13 protein-coding genes and 1 pseudogene are annotated in these 18,510 nt (G+C 32.9%); 11 read left to right on the forward strand and 3 right to left on the reverse strand.

Annotated elements, in window-relative coordinates; translation table 11 throughout:
- Window positions 1-195: 195 nt before the first annotated feature.
- The 3 genes from ACYQ3D_RS04515 to ACYQ3D_RS04525 all read left to right on the forward strand — a co-directional run bounded on the left by ACYQ3D_RS04515 (window position 196) and on the right by ACYQ3D_RS04525 (window position 3,774).
- Window positions 196-2,400 carry an ATP-binding protein gene (locus tag ACYQ3D_RS04515; RefSeq protein ID WP_459836704.1) on the forward strand — a complete coding sequence of 735 codons (2,205 nt, stop codon included), beginning with the start codon at window positions 196-198 and terminating at the stop codon, window positions 2,398-2,400.
- A gap of 180 nt (window positions 2,401-2,580) precedes the next feature.
- Window positions 2,581-3,195 carry a hypothetical protein gene (locus ACYQ3D_RS04520; protein ID WP_459836706.1) on the forward strand — a complete coding sequence of 205 codons (615 nt, stop codon included), beginning with the start codon at window positions 2,581-2,583 and terminating at the stop codon, window positions 3,193-3,195.
- A gap of 45 nt (window positions 3,196-3,240) precedes the next feature.
- A complete protein-coding gene (locus ACYQ3D_RS04525; protein WP_459836709.1) occupies window positions 3,241-3,774 on the forward strand; it encodes a hypothetical protein in 534 nt (177 codons plus the stop codon).
- Between the two features lie 1,667 nt (window positions 3,775-5,441).
- On the opposite strand, the gene ACYQ3D_RS04530 is transcribed toward ACYQ3D_RS04525, so the two are convergent.
- Entirely contained in the window at window positions 5,442-6,437 is a 996-nt protein-coding gene (locus ACYQ3D_RS04530; RefSeq protein ID WP_459836712.1) for a DUF3231 family protein, read from the reverse strand.
- Between the two features lie 835 nt (window positions 6,438-7,272).
- Between ACYQ3D_RS04530 and ACYQ3D_RS04535 the strand changes: the two genes are divergently transcribed.
- The 3 genes from ACYQ3D_RS04535 (at window position 7,273) to hcp (ending at window position 10,591) form a co-directional block, all read left to right on the forward strand.
- Window positions 7,273-8,406 carry a cobalamin B12-binding domain-containing protein gene (locus tag ACYQ3D_RS04535; protein ID WP_459836715.1) on the forward strand — a complete coding sequence of 378 codons (1,134 nt, stop codon included), beginning with the start codon at window positions 7,273-7,275 and terminating at the stop codon, window positions 8,404-8,406.
- A complete protein-coding gene (locus ACYQ3D_RS04540; protein ID WP_459836718.1) occupies window positions 8,382-8,759 on the forward strand; it encodes a VOC family protein in 378 nt (125 codons plus the stop codon). Before ACYQ3D_RS04535 ends, ACYQ3D_RS04540 begins: the two co-directional genes overlap by 25 nt.
- Window positions 8,760-8,866: 107 nt before the next feature.
- Window positions 8,867-10,591, forward strand: coding sequence for a hydroxylamine reductase (gene hcp / locus ACYQ3D_RS04545; protein ID WP_459836720.1), 1,725 nt, complete (start codon window positions 8,867-8,869; stop codon window positions 10,589-10,591).
- Window positions 10,592-10,663: 72 nt separating this feature from the next.
- On the opposite strand, the pseudogene ACYQ3D_RS04550 reads toward hcp, so the two are convergent.
- Window positions 10,664-10,852, reverse strand: a pseudogene (locus tag ACYQ3D_RS04550) (cupin domain-containing protein); the annotation flags it as partial.
- 256 nt (window positions 10,853-11,108) lie between these two features.
- Between ACYQ3D_RS04550 and ACYQ3D_RS04555 the strand changes: the two are divergent.
- Together ACYQ3D_RS04555 and ACYQ3D_RS04560 are read left to right on the forward strand one after the other, a co-directional pair.
- Window positions 11,109-11,672 (forward strand): TetR/AcrR family transcriptional regulator, encoded by a 564-nt coding sequence (locus tag ACYQ3D_RS04555; RefSeq protein ID WP_459836721.1) that lies wholly within the window; start codon window positions 11,109-11,111, stop codon window positions 11,670-11,672.
- A 51-nt stretch (window positions 11,673-11,723) separates the two neighbouring features.
- Entirely contained in the window at window positions 11,724-12,041 is a 318-nt protein-coding gene (locus ACYQ3D_RS04560) for a cupin domain-containing protein (RefSeq protein WP_459836723.1), read from the forward strand.
- A gap of 140 nt (window positions 12,042-12,181) precedes the next feature.
- Here ACYQ3D_RS04560 and ACYQ3D_RS04565 read toward each other — a convergent pair whose 3' ends face one another.
- Window positions 12,182-12,700: a cyclodeaminase/cyclohydrolase family protein gene (locus ACYQ3D_RS04565; RefSeq protein WP_459836724.1), complete on the reverse strand. Its 519-nt coding sequence runs from the start codon at window positions 12,698-12,700 to the stop codon at window positions 12,182-12,184.
- Between the two features lie 167 nt (window positions 12,701-12,867).
- Between ACYQ3D_RS04565 and ACYQ3D_RS04570 the strand changes: the two genes are divergently transcribed.
- Genes ACYQ3D_RS04570 through ACYQ3D_RS04580 form a run of 3 tightly spaced genes read left to right on the forward strand, consistent with a single transcriptional unit; the run spans window position 12,868 to window position 18,483 of the window.
- The gene (locus ACYQ3D_RS04570; RefSeq protein ID WP_459836725.1) at window positions 12,868-14,151 is read left to right on the forward strand and encodes a TolC family protein; all 1,284 of its coding nucleotides are present in this window, start codon (window positions 12,868-12,870) and stop codon (window positions 14,149-14,151) included.
- The gene (locus ACYQ3D_RS04575) at window positions 14,138-15,400 is read left to right on the forward strand and encodes an efflux RND transporter periplasmic adaptor subunit (RefSeq protein WP_459836727.1); all 1,263 of its coding nucleotides are present in this window, start codon (window positions 14,138-14,140) and stop codon (window positions 15,398-15,400) included. Before ACYQ3D_RS04570 ends, ACYQ3D_RS04575 begins: the two co-directional genes overlap by 14 nt.
- Window positions 15,400-18,483, forward strand: a complete 3,084-nt coding sequence (locus ACYQ3D_RS04580; protein WP_459836728.1) for an efflux RND transporter permease subunit — start codon at window positions 15,400-15,402, stop codon at window positions 18,481-18,483. Before ACYQ3D_RS04575 ends, ACYQ3D_RS04580 begins: the two co-directional genes overlap by 1 nt.
- Window positions 18,484-18,510: the final 27 nt, after the last annotated feature.

The raw sequence follows: 18,510 nt of genomic DNA on the forward strand, positions 1-18,510 counted from the left end.
ATTAAATCTAAAAAGTGAATACTTATAGGATTTAAGACGAAGTTAATAGGAAAGCCGTGTACGGGATAACCGTACGCATGGTTTGCAGAGGCGGAGTTTGGGAATTTAATATAGATAAATGTTAATCTAAATTAAAGCACCAGCTTCGACCCTACAGATGAAATTCCTTATATTATTTTATTAAGGTGGGATAAAATGGAGAAAAGAAATTATTTAAATATAAAAGAGAGACTTTATGTTTTAATATTATATATAGTATTTCTATATTTTTTAAGTGGTTTTTTTATAGGGGGATGGTTACCTGGAGGTGGCGGAAAAGATTTGTGGTTAATAAGTAGTACAGGCTATTTGGCATTCAGATTATTTTCTGCACCTTTCTTTTCTAAACCTAGTGATTCATTAGCTACTTCTCTTTCAGTTATATTATTATTATGGTCTTTAGATTTATCTAGTGTTAATAGTTTTTCTCTTCAAATTAATATTTTTAGATGGTTTTCTATTGGAGTTAATTTAATAATCTTAATTTCCTCTTCAATTGCAATAATAATGAAGAAAAGACATAATGAAAGATCATCACTTAATAAAACTTGTTATTTATTAAGCACTAATTTGGGAAAAGGTGAATTGATATTTACTTCACCAGTATTAATAAGTATTTTAGGTTTTCATCAAAATAAATTAATAGATATATTGATTTTAGGATTTATTTGGATTTTATTAGTTGTTATTAAACCAGTTGAATTATTTTTCAAAATAAAAAATAAAGTGAGAGAAATAAAAAGTGACTCTACAGAAATAGTTGGTAAGATTCAACGGATAGATAGCCCTAATATTATAAGAGCTTCAATAGATTCTATAGATAATTGGAATGTAGAAGATGTAAATATAGCTATGTTAACAGATGCCAAAAATGTTTATGTGATACCATTATTTACTCAAATCATTGATCAAGATATTATAGGTACTGGATTATGTTTAGAAATGGAAACTGAGTTGGATAACAAATTAAATAAATTTTGTGTATATAATTCTAATAGGGAATTTAATAGATCAAAATTAATTAGAGATAATATGAATATTGAAATTGAAGCAGAACTTATTGGGTTTATAGTAGAAAATTCAAATATATCACATATTAAATTTGAAATATCATGTAATAAAAATCTTAAAGAAGGTCTTATAGTATTTTGCAAACAAGATGGTGAAAATATTTATTATCAAATATTAGATGTTTATACAACTGAAGAAAAGTTTTCAAGCAATCCACGTGGAACTCATATAATTACTGCTACACAATTGGGGGAAATTGATTCAGAAAAAGGATTTATTAAATATCCCTGGGTTCCTAATATGAATACACCTGTGTTTTTAACCTCAGAAGATATAAAAGACTCTAAAGAAAATGAAGAAGAACTTATATTAGGTAAGTTACCTAATTCAAATATTGATGTAGTAGCAGATTTTGATTATTTGTTAGAATATCATACAGCGATTTTAGGAGTAACTGGAACAGGAAAAACAGAGATGGCATTTGATATTATTAAGTATGGGTTAGAAAATGGTAAAAAAATATTTTGTGTTGATTTTACTGGAGATTATAAAGCTAGACTAGAAGAATATAATCCTGTAGAATTAAGTTTAGGAGAAGAAGATAGTAAAAAAATTGAAGAATTGATTTTTAAGATTGAAACAGGTAAATATGGGGCGGAAGATGAAAAAAAGAAATTTAAAGAATTTATAGATACTATTACTCCTGAAATAAAGAAAAAAGTCAAAAATTTTTTAGAAGATGATGGAGCAGGATTAGGTATATTTGAATTGCCTAATATAGCAACAAGTAGAGCAATGCTTCGGGCTACTGAATTATATTTATCAGAAATTTTCAGTTGGGCGAGAAGGAATAGAAAGGCACGAGAAATCTTAGTAGTTCTAGAAGAAGCTCATACTGTTATTCCAGAAACTAATGTATTTGGTTATGATAAAGCTGATACTAATTTAATTATTAATAAAATATCTCAAATTGCACTTCAAGGAAGAAAATATGGTGTAGGGTTATTAATTATTTCTCAAAGAACTGCTCTTGTAAGCAAAACAATTCTTTCACAATGTAATACATATTTAACTTTTTCTTTAGTAGATCAAACTAGTTTAAAATATTTATCTAGTGTTTATAGCTCAGAGCATATTGATTTAATTCCTAATCTTCAATTTTTACACACATTAGTATATGGAAAAGGAATAAAAAGTGAAAGATCTATTGTAGTTGAAATTCCTTTTGATGAGCAAAAGCAAAAAGAAACTGAAAAATTAAATGATAATATTGATAATAAAGATGATAGTCAGGTAAACTTTAATGAAGAAGTTGCAGCAACTGAAGAAGAACTTGATGTGCCATTTTAAACTAATTACACGGAACTTCATCTAACAGCAACTTAGCGACATCTAGTTACAGAGGAAGGGCAGGATTACGCGTTGATTTATGAAATTCAGGAGGATAGGTAAAATAGAGAAGCAACAATGAGACGTCGCGAAGCTGCGGGACGTTATACGCCGTTCTCTTTGGTGATAGGAGGTGAACTAATGGTTGATTTTAAAAGTGGTCAGTGGTTGTCTGGATTTATAAGTGGAACTATAGCTACTATTATTGGTTTTATTTTTACAATGATATGGGATATTTATAAATTCAGAAGGGATCAAAAAAGCAGAGAAGAAAATATAGTATCAGCATTTAAAAGAGAATTAAATGATAATTTAGAGTTTTTGCAACATAATAAGATTCTGTTATCTAAAGAACTAGAAGTTATAGAAAATGATAAATCTATTGTTGCCCCCCTTATTATATTACAAAATGACTTTTGGGAATTAATGAAAATAAATTTACCAAAAATTTTAGCGAAAGAAGACATGTTAGTAAAAGTGAAAAGGGTAGTTAGAGGTATTATTCAATTGAATGAACAAATAAAAAGCAGAGAAGATTATAGGATAAATAACCAAGGATATACAAATTATAATTCACGCATGAAAAAATATGATGAAACTATGATAGTAATTACTGAGCAATTATATAATGATATAGAAGAATTACTAAAAGATATTAATAAAGCTAATGAAAGTTACATAAAAAAGATATTTTATAAAACTAAGAGTAAATTAATTAATCTATGCTTATTAATTAAAAGAAAGTTGAAATTGTAGTTTTTATTAAAGTATTATTAGTAGAATATTAAAGGAGGAATTTTTGTGAATGAAAAAAGAAAAATTGGGGAAGCTTGTTTTTTTTATTCGAAAATGGTAGAAAATAATAATCACAATGAATTTACTTTTTACTTAAGTGCTTTTCTTTCTTCAGCTAGATCTGTTTTACAATATGCCCTGGAGGAAGCTCAAGGAAAATCAGGTGGTCAAGCTTGGTATGATAATCATATTTCATCAAGTAAGATTTTATCTCATTTTAAAGATAAAAGAGATGTAAACATTCATGAAGAACCTGTTAATCCAAATAGAAATATTTCTATAGAAGAATCAGTTTCTCTATCAATGTCTGAATCTATAAAAATTGCTCTTTATGAAGAGGGAGAAGAAGTTGAAGAAAAAGAATATGAATATGAAAATAAGCCAACTAATGAAGAAAATCCAGAAACTACTGTAGAAAGCCATTATTCATTTGAAGATTGGGAAGGAAGTGAAAGTGTTATTGAACTTTGTAAAAAATACATTATTGAATTGCAAAAGATTGTAGATGAAGGTATAAATCAGGGTTTTATCAGTGGTTAACCTAAAAATGAAATTTGAGTAATATTAGTTAGAATATTGACAAGTTTGGGAGCTAGAAGAGAACGGCGTATAACAGCACCTTAGCGACATCCCAGTAGAGAGGATAAATGGAAAGTGGGCTGAGTTATGTGAGGTTGCAGTTTTAATTAGGGGTTCGGAGCGTTAGCTGGGACGTCGCGAAGCCGCGGGACGTTGTATGTCCAGCGAAGCTGGGCATATCCAACGGGTGCAAGTCCCGGCAAGGTAAAAGTCAAAGCCTTGTAGCAGAATAGCAATGCGGTGAGAGATCTAAGCATTGGAGTCTATTGACAAAGATATCGTTAGGATATCGAGCAAGTATTCAGACCATAACACTAGTGAACGCATAGTAGCTTCGGAAGGGGTAAAATTTGGTGGTCGAACCTTTAACGTCTAGGTGAAGACAGGATATATAAATGAAATTGACTGAAACATTTATAGACACCAACGGAGTATTAGCGGTGGTATGGATACAAGGATATGTCTGGAACTGGAGAAACCCTACTTCTTCCTGTGAGAAATCACTTGAGCAAAGAAGATTCTATAACTAAGATCTAGGAAATGAATTGGAAAAGAAGAGGGGGGCGGACGGGTTTGTAGTAGCCAAGATTATGAAGTAAATATAACTTTATATAGCAAAGGAACCCTACTATTTAATGATTTCTCCAACAATATAGGAGGTAAGGGTGAAATGATAAAAGCATCCATTAGTTTACAAGACTTGAGAAGGAGAATATATCTTAAATTTAAAAAGTGAATACTTATAGGATTTAAGACGAAGTTAATAGGAAAGCCGTGTACGGGATAACCGTACGCACGGTTTGAAGAGGCGGAGTTTGGGAATTTAATATAGATAAATGTTAATCTAAATTAAAGCACCAGCTTCGACCCTACATCTGAAAGTGCGATCAGCCTTTGAAACAATAGGGATAAGCTATATTCTAGGCTGCTTAAGACGAGAGTCTTTTGAGTCATTCATTCTATTTGGAATGACTCTATCTTCCGATGCATTTCTGGTAATGGATTTGTGCTAAGCGGAGGAGAAAATGTGGATAGCTCGCTAACTCCAAGTTGAGTGCCTGCTAGAGTAAATATGCCGTAAAGATCAACACATGTGAACTACTGAAAGCTTCGTCAAACGTGAGCAGTGAAATGGGAAACCCCAATAGGTTCCTGGAGACAGGTAGGCCAGAATGTTTGGTACAACACCTAGAGGGCATGGGAGATTGGAAAAAGCGAAAGCTGTTTTGTAGTGAGGCAGATAAGAGTTCGAAATTTGCTCTGCTCTGAAAGGAGGCTGACTTCCAAGTGGTAGTTTGAGATAGGAAAGAGCAAGAACTTTGTGAATGAGGCAAGCCAAATAATTCTTCGGAGTGGGCGACCTCAGACTATGAAGTTAACAGACTCATGCTCTGAAATATTAGGTAACTGCTCTTTAGTTACCGCCAATCCAAAGGTTGGTTGAAACTGCTTGAGCTGTGTGATGGGAAACTATCATGCGCAGTTCTGATGTGGGGGAAAGGGGGCGTAAGCCTCTTACCTACCAGACTATCTGCTGGTAGTATATATTGAAAATATAAGTATAATTAAAAAAAGATAAAAATAGAAAATTAATTATAATATTTTACAGCCCGTGAAGAAAAAAGCAATTAAGATTTTCTATATTTAGGAGATATATAAGACCATCCTTTTATTTTTCCATAGCGAATAATGTCATCGTAAAGTTCTACTTCCTCATTATAGAGTTGGAAAAACAAGTCACGAATATTATCGTTTCTTATAGTTTCTACTACAGCTCGAATATGTGTATCTATAGCATCTTGACTCCCTTTCAAAATAATTCTATATATAAATTTATCTTCCATCATTTCAGAATCTATTTTTGCTTGCTGAGAGGCAGGAGGTTTTTCCGGGAGAGGGAGTTCAAATTCTGATGCTTTTTCTTCAAGTTTTTTAATCTGTTTTTGTAGTTTTGAAGTTCCTCTTTGTAGTATTATTTTTAAGTCTTGATCATGAACAAAGTCTAAAAATATGCGAGTAAGTTGTAACTGGTCATATCTTAAGTTAAGAAGTTCCCAGAGGTGTCCTGCTTCGGCTGAAGATAATTCTTCTTTAGAGACTGGTTTATGGGTTTTAAAAGCGGGAGCTACTTCGGTCCATCCTTTTAATTTACCGTATTTATAAAGATTTTGGAAATCTTTCAGATGACTTCCTACAAAGGTGATAAAGTGTTTTCTTAATCCATCATTAACTCTACTTCTGCTTATAGTACCACTTAGCAAATACAGTTCAGATATTAAGTCAGAATAAATTCTTTTAAAAATAATTTTATCAGTTATAGCATCAATATGAGTAGAAGTTTTTATTTGTTCTGGTGGTTTGGAAGGAACTTTTACTTTAAGTTTTTCAGCCGTTTTTTCAAGAATATTTATTTGTTCTTGAAAATTTTCAATGTGGTCATCAAGTAGTAAATCAAAATCACGATCATGAACGAAATTTCTATAGAACTTATAGGTCTCTATGCTTATATATCTACTTCTTAGAGAATTCCATAGATTATGTGCTTCAATTGTAGATGCTTCATCTTCAACAGTAATGTTCTTTTTAAATAATCGTTTAGGATGTAATAGATTAGAGAGTTTCATTTTTTATGTGCCTCCTATTAAAATTTTATTTTTGCTTATTTTTACCTTATTATTTGAGATAAAGTTAAATTTTAAAAAGGAAAGTTTATGTAATTTGGTTAAATCCATAAATGAAGTACTTTAATGGAAGGTTTTGAGGAAAGTCAAGCAGCAGATACGATCGTCTAACAGAGCTTAGCGACATCTAGGGTAAGAGGTTAGGCGAGGTTAGGAATTACATATGTAAGTTTTAGAGAATGGACAAGTTATAAGAGGATTGTGCTAGACGTCGTGAATTCCAGGGACGTTGTATGTCCAGCGAAGCTGGGCATATCCAACGGGTGCAAGTTCCGGTAAGGTAAAAGTCAAAGCCTTGTAGCAGAATAGCAATGCAGTGAGAGATCTAAGCATTGAAGTCTATTGACAAAGATATCGTTAGGATATCGAGCAAGTATTCAGACCATAACACCAGTGAACGCACAGTAGCTTCGAAAGGGGTAAAATTTGGTGGTCGAACCTGTAACGTCTAGGTGAAGACAGGATATATAAATGAAATTGACTGAAACATTTATGGAAACCAATGGAGTATTAGCGATGGTATGGATACAAGGATATGTCTGGAACTGGAGAAGCCCTACTTCTTCCTGTGAGAAATCACTTGAGCAAAGAAGATTCTATAACTAAGACCTAGGAGGAGGTAAGAGTGAAATGATAAAAGTATCCATTAATTTACAAGACTTGAGAAGGAGAATATATCTTAAATTTAAAAAGGGAATACTTATAGGATTTAAGACGAAATTAATAGGAAAGCAGTGTATGGGATAACCGTACGCACGGAACGAGGGAGATAATTAATATGTTAAAATATACTGATGAAAGCATTACTGGTTTGCCAAGTGTTAATTCAGAAGCTATAGAAGAATATCAGGAGAATATAGAGTTACTAATTGAAACAGTAAATGATAAGTTAAGTCAAAGAAACAATATAGATGAATTGATTGGTCATAATCCCTTAACTAAAATGTATGATAATCATGAAAATCATGCTCATTTTATGGTTAATGCCTTTAAAATTGATGATTATAATTTTTTTTCGAGAAATATAATTTGGGTATATAATACTTATAGAAACCATGGTTTCTCTTTTGACTATTTTCCAGTAGAATTAAAGGCTTGGATTGAGGCAATAAATGAATATATAAGTTCAGGGAATGCTGATTCTATAATTGAAGTATATAATTGGATGTTAAAGAATCACAATAAATTTATTAAAGCTTCTAAAGAATTTCAAAAAGGAGAGATAGATGATCCTAAAAAATTTAAAGAAGAATATAAAAAAATTGTAAAATATCTGTTAGATGGAGATTATAAAAGTTGTTTAATGTCTGCTAAAGCAAAAATAAATTCTGAAAAAGACTTAAAAATGTTTTTCCAAGAAGTTATTTTTCCTGCAATGTATAAAGTAGGTTTTTTGTGGCAGGAAGCAAATATTACAGTAGCAGAGGAACATTTAGCATCTTCAATTAGCACTAGAATTTTATCTTCTTTATATTCAGAGTTTATTTCTTTGGAAAATGATAAAGGAAATGCAGTAATTACTCCAATTTCAAATGAATATCATGAAATTGGCTCTCGAATTGTAGCTGATTCTTTAGAAATGGATGGTTGGAATGTTGAACATTTAGGGTCTGATACTCCTTCAGAAGATTTAATTGATTATATTAAAAATAAAAAACCATTTTTGATTGGATTATCAGTGGCAATGCCATTTAATGTAGATAAAGTGGAAGATACAATTAAACAGATCAGATTAACTTCTGAGATAGAAGATATTAAAATCTTAGTAGGTGGGAAAGTCTTTAATGAACACCCCGATTTATGGAAAAATACCGGAGCAGATGCTTGGGCAAAAAATGAGGAGGAAGTAGTTAAAATTGCTCAAAAATGGTGGGAGGAGGAAAATTTATGTTTGAAAGAATTGACCATATAGCATTTGAAGTAAGTGATGCCGCAAAATCTGTTCAGTTTTATGAAGAATATTTTGGTTTTGAAAAATATCATGAGAATGATGTGCTTGTTCCAACGATAGAAAAGATAGTTTACCTCAAATTAGGAGATACTATTTTGGAGTTAGTCCATAAGTTAGATGGAGCAGCAACCCAAGGGTTTCATTTTTGTCTGGAAAGTGATAATTTCGACGAAGATTATAATCGTTTAAAAGAAGCTGGGATTCCAATAGATACTGAGCCCCATCCTACTGCAGCCAGAGAAGCTAATGAAAAAGGATGGCGTAGAGTAGTATTTGTTGGCCCTGATGATGAATTAATAGAGTTTAGAGGATAAAATAAAATCAATTTTGTGATATAAATTACAGAAGTATTAAAACTTATAGTATATACTTTAATCAGTTAGTGAAAATAAGAAAGATAAAATACAAGGAGGCAAAATTTATGTCTATGTTTTGTTATCAATGTCAAGAGGCAGCAAAAGGTGAAGGGTGTACTGTTAAGGGTGTGTGTGGTAAAGAAGAAGAAACAGCTAATTTACAAGACTTATTAATTTATTTGCTGAAAGGGATTTCTATTTATAGTACTAAAGCTAAGGAGTTAGGAGCGGATACTCCTACAGCAGATAAATTTATAATGAGATCATTATTTATGACAATTACTAATGCTAATTTTGATGATGATGCTTTTGTAGTGCAAATTAAAGAGGCGCTTAATATTAGAGATGAAGTTAAAGCCAAAGCTGAACAAGCTGGAGCGACTTTTAGTTCTAATATACACGAAGCAGCAACTTGGACTGGCAAGACTGAATATGAATTTTTAACTAAAGCAGAACAAGTAGGAGTTTTAGATACAGAAAATGAAGATGTAAGATCACTGCGAGAATTGATTACTTACGGTCTGAAAGGAATGGCAGCATATGCTGAACATGCTTATAATTTAGGTTATGAAAAGCAAGAAATTTATGATTTTATTCAAGAGGCGTTAGTTGCTACCACTGATGATAGTTTAAGTGTTGATGAATTAGTGAGCTTGACTTTGGAGACAGGAGAGTATGGCGTTCAAGCTATGGCTCAGTTAGATCAAGCTAATACTGAAACTTATGGTAATCCTGAAATTACTGAAGTAGAGTTAGGAACACGAGATAATCCAGCTATTTTAATTAGTGGTCATGATTTAAAAGATATGGAAGAATTACTAAAACAAACTGAAGGTACAGGAGTAGATGTTTATACTCATAGTGAAATGTTACCAGCTAATTATTATCCAGCTTTTAAAGAATATGATCATTTTGTTGGGAATTACGGAAATGCTTGGTGGCAGCAGGAAGAAGAATTCGAGAAATTCAACGGTCCAATCTTATTTACAACTAATTGTATAGTGCCGCCTAAAGATGATGCAGGCTATAAAGATAAAATCTTTACTACTGGAGCAGCTGGGTTAGAAGGAGCAGAGCATATTAAAGCAGATGCAGATAAAGAACAAGGATTAGCTTCACGTTTAAAAAGTTTAGTAGGTAATTTAATTCCAGTTAAAAGAGATGAAGATGGAAAGAAAGATTTCAGTGACATCATTGAATTAGCTAAACAATGTGATGCTCCAGAACAGATTGAATCGGGAACTCTTGTTGGTGGATTTGCTCACAATCAGGTGATGGAATTAGCTGATGATGTAGTAGAAGCAGTAAAATCTGGTGCTATTAAAGAGTTCTTTGTGATGGCTGGGTGTGATGGACGAATGAATAGTCGTGAATACTACACTGATTTTGCTGAAGAATTACCAGAGGATACAGTAGTTTTAACTGCCGGATGCGCTAAGTACAGATATAATAAATTAGACTTAGGAGATATTGGCGGAATTCCAAGAGTTTTAGATGCTGGGCAGTGTAATGATTCTTATTCATTGGTAGTCATAGCACAAAAATTACAAGAAGTATTTGAATTAGATGATATTAATGAACTACCGATTTCTTATAATCTTGCTTGGTATGAACAGAAGGCAGTAATTGTATTATTAGCTTTACTACATTTAGGTGTTAAAGATATTAAATTAGGACCAACATTACCAGCGTTCTTATCAGAGAATGTAGCTAATGTATTAGTCGAAGAATTTGGCATTAGCGGTATCAATGAAGTAGAATCTGATATAGATGAGTTCCTAAGTGCTTAGTAGAAATTTGAAAGTATAAAAAACATATAGAGGTTGCCAGTTCAAAACGACAGCCTCTATATATTAATTTAATTATAACTTAGGCACTAAAATAGAAACAACATGCATTTCAGTGTTTGTTTGTACTGTATGATTTTTACTAGCTGGGCCAACAAATGTATCTCCCACTGTGAAATCATGTTTTTGTTCTTCTAAAATGCCAGTACCAGAACTTTGGACACAGTAGAATATTTCGTCCTTATTCTTATGTTGATGCAAAGGAACTTCTTTTTCAGAGGTGAGTCGGTCAACATTTGTTTCTAGATTGTGTTCTAAATTTGTAGATAAATAATAATTTTAGTTTAATAGTATTGTATTATAGAATTATTAGAATTAAAGTGACTTATATCACAGATAATATATTTAATATATTATTAAGTAGAGATAATATGAAATAGCTAATGCTAAGCAATATTTTTTTGCCATTTATTGAATGATTCTTCATTCAATAAATATTAGGGATGAAAGGAGAGATAAAATGAATAAAAAAGAATTATTACGAGAAAAAGCAGTTGATGTTTTTGCTCAAGAAGGCTATCATGATACTAAAGTAAAGATGATCGCTGAAAGAGCTGGAGTAGCAGTAGGAACAGTTTATAATTATTTTAGTAATAAACGAGAAATATTAAACTATATTTTTGCTGTAGAACTTGATAATAAATTGGAGTTTTTAAGTAAAGTAAAGCAGAAAGAAATTTCATTAAAAGATAAATTAATTATGTTTCTCAATCATCAATTTGAACATTTAGAGGAAAATCCGAATTTAGCAACAGTTTTAGTCCAAGAAATTAGAATGCCGCGCAAACACTCTTTAGAAGCTGTTGAAAATTTTCTTAAGCAGTTACCGGAGATATTTGTAGAAATGATTGATGAAGCTAAAGAAAGAAGAGAAATTAGAGAAGTTAATTCTGACTTGATTGCTAATGCAATTTTTCAAACCATTCGCAGTATAGCAATGATGGTAGTGCAAAATGATGAGTATAATTTTTCAGAAGCTAAACGCGAATTAATTAATTTCTTTTGGTTAGGTATAGCTAAATAACAAACAACAATAATAATAAAGAATATAAATTAAAAAAAGGGGAGGATTTTAATGGAAATTATTAAAATGGATCAAATTGAAGGTAGCAAGAACAAACGAGGAGTAATTGCTAAGGGGTTATTAAAGAATGATGATGCCCAGATTATGAATTTAGTGTTAGAACCAGGAGATGAAGTAGGAGAACACTCTGTACCAGTTAATGTATTCTTCTATATTGTAGAAGGAACAGGAACACTACAGATTGGTGATGAATCTAAAGTAGTAGAAGCAAAAGATATTATTCCTTGTCCACCAAATACTACAATGTCTCTACAAGCTGATCAAGGCGAAAAATTTGTTGTACTTAATGTCAAGACACCTAGTTTATAATTGAATTAGGTGTGAGTCATGAGCTGTGTGCTGTGAGATATAAAAAAGCTTCCCTAAACTTTAAACCCTAGGGAAGCTTTTTATTATTTGAGCAATTGTATTTCGGAATAAGAGGGACTAATTTTCAAAAATGTTTTAGCTCACAGCTTAATACTTTCCACCTGATTTTTGATTTGCTGAAGATAAGCACTGTCTTCAGAGAAAAACTGATAATTGGACTTCACAATTGCTAAAGCACCTTCAATACTGCTTTCCAAATTCAATTGAGCAACTTGATAATCTGCTACTACAGTGTCTTTAACTTTATCTGCAATATTGTTGGCAATCTTTAATGCCTGAGCTGAGTTGTGGGCAATAGAGAGTGGAATTACAATTAATTTTTTTAATTCTTCTGATTTATTAAAGTTATGGTCGTGATTAATCTGGTAGGCTTCTTTATCTTGATCAATTTGTTTTAATAGATTAGTCTTTATCTCAGTAAGTTCTGAACTGTAGTTGTTTAGAGTATTGTTACTGACTGAAATAACTAATTGTAGTAGGCTAACTCCTAATAATCCAGTAGCAGCAGCGGTGGAACCACCGGCAGGAACTGGATTTTCTTTATCAGCAATTAAAGTGCTTAATTCAGATATTGATTCGTCTTTTAAAATAATTACCAACTCCCGTAAATGATAGGATTATTAATTCTAAGTTTATCATATAATAGATTAATTTTTTAAACTGTGAGTTATATCACAGAGTTTTTAATAAGGAAGGGTTATAATTAATCTGAATGATGATTCATTCAGATTAATGTGTAAAATAATTTTAATACAGGAGGGGCAAAATGGGAAAATCAAAGTCTAGAATTACATTATTTATTCTTATATTGTTAGTGGCAGGGATTAGTACTACTACTTGGGGAGCGAAAGTAGAAACGGAAAATTTAACCCAAGAAGATTTAGTGGAGTTGGTTTTGAATAATAACTCTCAAATTAAAGCTTTAGAAAACAAATTACTGGAGGCTGAAGCTAAATATCAAGAGGTCAAAGCACAAAAGTTACCTAGCCTAGATTTTAATTATGGTTATACTAAAAAAAGTGATCGAGATCTTTATCACAGTAATTTAGCAGCCCAGTATCCACTCTATACAAGTGGACGAATTAAAGGGCAGTTACTTAATCAAGAGCGAGAAATTGAAAAGATGGAATTAGAATTAGAAGCTAAGCGCAAAGAGATAATTTTAGCTGTGAGAGAAAGCTATTATAATCTGTTGAAAGCTAAAAAGTTAAAGACTTTGGCTGCTGAATCTTTAACTCGGGCTCAGACAAACTTAGAAATTGCGCAAAGTTTATATCAATCAGGTGCTACTCTAGAAACGGATGTTTTAGAAAGCCAAGTTAGAGTAGCTGAGGTTGAAGAAAGATTAATTGAACTAAAAAATAGGGTCGATATAGTACGAGCAAAATTAAAGAAGGTAGTGGGGGTAGAACAAGAAAAAGAATTAGCAGTTAAAGGGCAGTTAAAGCTGAATGATTATAAGTCTAGTTTAGCAGAAAATATAAAACAGGCTTTAAATAATAGAGCTGACTTAAAGAAGTTTCAATTAAATTTAAAGCAGGCTAAGACAAGTATAGAGCTTGCTCAAAGTGAAGTTGGCCCGCAGGTCAATCTAAAAGCTAATTATAATTTGCGTGATGGTCAAGCATTGCCTGAACAAGACAGTTGGGATGTAGGAGTTGTTATGTCGCTACCGCTTTATGATGGAGGAGCTAGCGCAGCTAAAGAAGAGCAGGCTAATGAAAAATTAGAACAATTGCATCAACAATATTGGCAACTGCAGGAAGGAATTAAATTAGAAGTTAAAGAAGCTTATTTGCAGCAGCAGGCCGCGCAAGAAAAAATTCAAGTTGCTGAAAAAAGCATTGCTCGTGCAGAACGAAATTTGGAGATTAAGCGTCAAAAGTATAAAGAAGGAGCTTTGCTTAATAGCCAAGTTATTGATGCTGAAGTAGCAGTCACTGAGACTAAAACTAATTATTTAGAAGCTGTGTATGATTATCAGATAGCAGTAGCAAAATTATTTAAAGCAATTGGTCTACAAAAGGAGGTCCAAAATGAGAAATTATAAATCAAATTTAATTATTTTAACTTTACTTATAGTTGTAACAATTACGGGATGTAGTCAAGGAGATACTAGTAGTCAAAATGAAGCACAGGAGGCAGAGAGCTTAGGTATTCCTGTTGCTACTAGAACATTAACGAGACAAGATTTTAACAAGCAACTACCTGTGACAGGGACATTAGAAGGAACAGTAGAAATTAATATTCCTGTAGAAATAGCTGCCAAGGTGGATCAATTATTGGTAGAAGAAGGAACGCAGGTGAAAAAAGGAACAGTAATTGCTAGGTTAGAAGATGAACAGTTAGAAGCTAATTTGAAACAAGCAGAAGCTAATTTAGAAATTGCTAAAGCAGAATGGAAAAAAACAGAAGCAGGAGCACGTCCTGAAGAAATAGATAAAGTAGAAGCTCAATTGAAGCAGGCAGAAGCAAATTATGAACAAGCACAAACTGAGTATAAACGAAATCAGCAGTTATATCAAGATGGAGCAATTACGGAGCAGAAGTTTGATACTGTCAAAAGGAATTTAGCAGTAGCAGAAAGTAATGTAACCATCGCTCAAGAAAATTTAGATTTGATCAACCAAGGTGCGAGAGAGGAAGATAGAAAGATCGTTAAGGAGAAATACAATCGTGCTGTGGCTCAAGTTGAAGCAATTAAAGAGCAGTTAGCAGATACGGTAATTACTGCGCCTAGAGCAGGAGTGATTTCTAATTTGTTTTTGGAAGAGGGAGAATTAGCTAATCCTAATCAACCGTTGGCTTATTTAATTCAACAGCAGCCGCTCATCTTAGAAGCAGATGTTAGTAGTAAAGACTTAAATAAGTTATCTATAGGTCAAAAGGTAAGCTTGGCTGTTAATAGTTATCCTCAACAGAAGTTTAGAGGAGAATCAAGCAGAATTGCTGATAGAGTAGACCACCAGAGTAGAACAGTTACGCTAGAGATTGCTGTTGATAATAGTGAGCAGCAATTAAAATCTGGTATGTTTGCAGAAGGGAATTTGATTTTAGAAGAATTTGATAATGCTTTAATTATTGATCAGGATTTATTAAGGGGAGAAAATAATAATCTAGTTTATCTAGTTCAAACTGAGCAAGTAGAAAAACGAGAAGTTGAAGTTGAAAAGATTGACGAAGATCATTATCTAGTACAATCAGGTTTGGATGCAGGAGATGAAGTAATCACTTCTAATTTTTCTCGGATTAGTACGGGAGATAGAGTTTATGTTGAAGAGCAGGGGAGTGAGCAATAATGAATTTACCTAAGTTTGCTGTTAAGAATAAATTTACGATCATTGCTATTACGTTAATAATTATATTATTAGGTGTCCTTGCTTTTAATACGCTGCAGACAAAATTATATCCAGATGTAAATCCTACAGTAGTCACTGTACTGACAGAGTATCCCGGTGTAGCTGCTGATGATGTGAATGATTTAGTGAACCAAGAGTTAGAAGATGAGTTAGCTACAGTCGAGGATGTACAACAGATTTCTACTAAAGCTCAACAGGGGCGGTCAGTAGTTACAGTTGAATTTGATTATGATAAAGACATAGATGTAGCAGCAATTGATATTCAGAATGTGATTAGTCGTATAAAATATAAGCTGCCTTCTGACATCAAAGAACCGCAGGTATTAAAAATTGATTCTTCTGATAAGCCGATTTTAACGATCGCTGCTACAGGAGAACAATCATTAGTTGAACTGCGGGAAACGATTGAAAATGATATTGAACCGCGCTTTCAAGTTTTAAAAGGTGTGTCCTCAGTAAGTACGTTTGGAGGACTGCAGAGAAAAGTTATGATTGAAGTAGATAGGAATCAGTTAAAAGCGCATAAGATTCCTTTAAATGTGGTGAGTAATAAGATAGGAGCGGAAAATTTAACTCGCCCTGCAGGAACAGTGACTACGGGAGATCATGAATATTTGCTGCGGACAATGGGGGAATATAAAACTATTCCTGCTTTAGAAGAACTAATAATTAAAGAAACTAAAGGTAAAAAAGTGAGATTATCCGATGTAGCTACTATAGTGGATGGCTATAAAGAACAGAATAGTCAGTTTAGGGTTAATGGTGAAGAAGCAGTAGCGATTAATATTAAAAAAAGTGAAGATGCTAATACAGTCGAGGTGGTAGAACGAGCTAGAGCAGAATTAGAACAGTTGAACCAAGACTACCAGCAGTTAAACTTTGAGGTAGTAGATGATCAATCAGACTTAGTTAATATTGTAGTAAATAGTATGATTGACAGCTTAAAGAGTGGAATTTTATTAACTATTTTAATTTTATTTTTGTATTTAGTTAACTTACGCAGTACTTTGATTGTAGCCTTATCAATTCCGCTGACATTTTTAGTTACTTTAGGATTGTTAAAAGTCGTGGGATTAAGTTTAAATATGGTTACGATGTCAGGTTTGATTTTAGCTATTGGAATGTTAGTAGATGATGCAATAGTGGTCGTGGAGAGTATAGTGCGTAAGATGAAGGATGGATTTAATCCGGCGCAGGCAGCAATTAAAGGAACGAAGGAAGTTATGCTGGCAAATTTAGCAGGAACTACGACTTCTGTTATTGTGTTATTACCGCTGATTTTTGTAGGTGGATTTGTACAGCAGATGTTTAAGCCGCTGGCTTTAACTTTGATGTTTTCGTGGCTTGCTTCTGTAACATTATCTTTAACTTTAATTCCTTTTTTAGCGTCAATTATTTTGCAAGATGACGAAGGATTAAATAAACTTGAACAAATAATTTCATTCTTCAACCGCGGTGTTAATTTCGTAAGAGAAAAATATGTAGGATTCTTAGAATTAATAATTGACAAGTGGTATATTGTACTGCCAGTAATTCTGCTTATTTTTGTTGGTACGATGCGTTTAGCGCCGCAAATTGGAATGGAGCAGTTACCGAAGATGGATTCAGCTCAACTGCGAATTGCAGTGGAATCAGAACCAGGATCTTCGCTGCAGAAAACAGGCAAGATAGTCGATGAAATCGAAGAAATTTTGGCTCAGGAAGAAGAAATAACAGTTTTTTCTAGCCAATTAGGAGTGGAAACAGGCAGTTTAGCTAGTCCTAAAACAGGAGCTAGTGGAGTTCAGCAGGCAAACTTATCTGTACAGTTGACTGACCGTCATGATCGAGAGGAAACTATTTGGGATATTCAACAGCGGATTAGAAGGAAGATTAGCCGCATTAGTGGCATTAGAACTGCAATTGTGACTGAAGTTGGAGCAACGGTGCTGTCTACAACAGAAGCCCCAGTAGCTATTGAAATTACTGGAGATAAACTGAATACTTTAGATCAATTAGCTACGACAGTGACTGAAGAAATAAAAACTGTACCGAACTTGGTTGATGTGGCTGCTACTTGGACTTTAGATAATCCTGAATACCATTTTGCAGTGAATCATAATCAAGTAGCAGATTTAGGATTAACTACTAAAGAAGTAAGTCAGCAGCTTTTAATTGCGTACGAAGGATTGGAAGTTTCTAAATTCAAACTGCCTTATAAAGATGATTTAGATGTGAAGGTCAAATATCGCAAGCAAGACCAGAATCAGTTATCTGATATAGAGGAAACGATGATTCAAAATGATATAGGAGTAGTAGTACCGCTGAAATCATTAGGTACAATTGAAAAACGGCATAATCCAAATTTGATTACTCGCGAAGGGTTTAAGAATAAAATAACTGTTATTGGTTATAACAGAGGACGATCTTTAAGTAAAGTAGTCGCTGATGTACAGTCAAAACTAGATGAAATTAAAACGCCGCAGAGTTATGAGATGAAGATTACAGGAACACAGGAAAATCTTAAAGAATCTGTAGGGCGGATGAGAATTAGTTTTATTCTGGCGATTATTTTGGTCTATATTCTGTTAATTGGACAGTTTAAGTCATTTAGTTCACCTTTTATTATTATGTTAGCTATTCCTTTAGAATTAATTGGAGTAGTTGGTGCCCTGTGGTTGCGTGGAATGTCATTATCTCTACCAGCGATTATGGGAACAATTTTATTAACCGGAATTGTAGTTAACAATTCTATTCTGTTAATTGACCGGATTAATGCTAACTCAAAATCAGGAATGAAAACTAAAGAAGCAATTATTGAATCAGCTGAAACTAGATTCAGACCAATTTTAATGACAGTAACTTCTACTATTTTCGGAATGTTACCGTTAGCTTTAGCCTTAGCTACTGGTTCAGAAAGATTTGCTCCGTTAGCTACTAGTGTGATTGGAGGTTTAATTGTATCAGCCTTCTTGACTTTAATTTTAGTACCAGTGACTTATAATTTGACTACTAAAATTAATTTCAGCAGTAATGATGAGTAAAAGATTACTCCACCTGAATATGTATAT

The sequence above is a fragment of the Halanaerobaculum tunisiense genome (assembly GCF_054657635.1).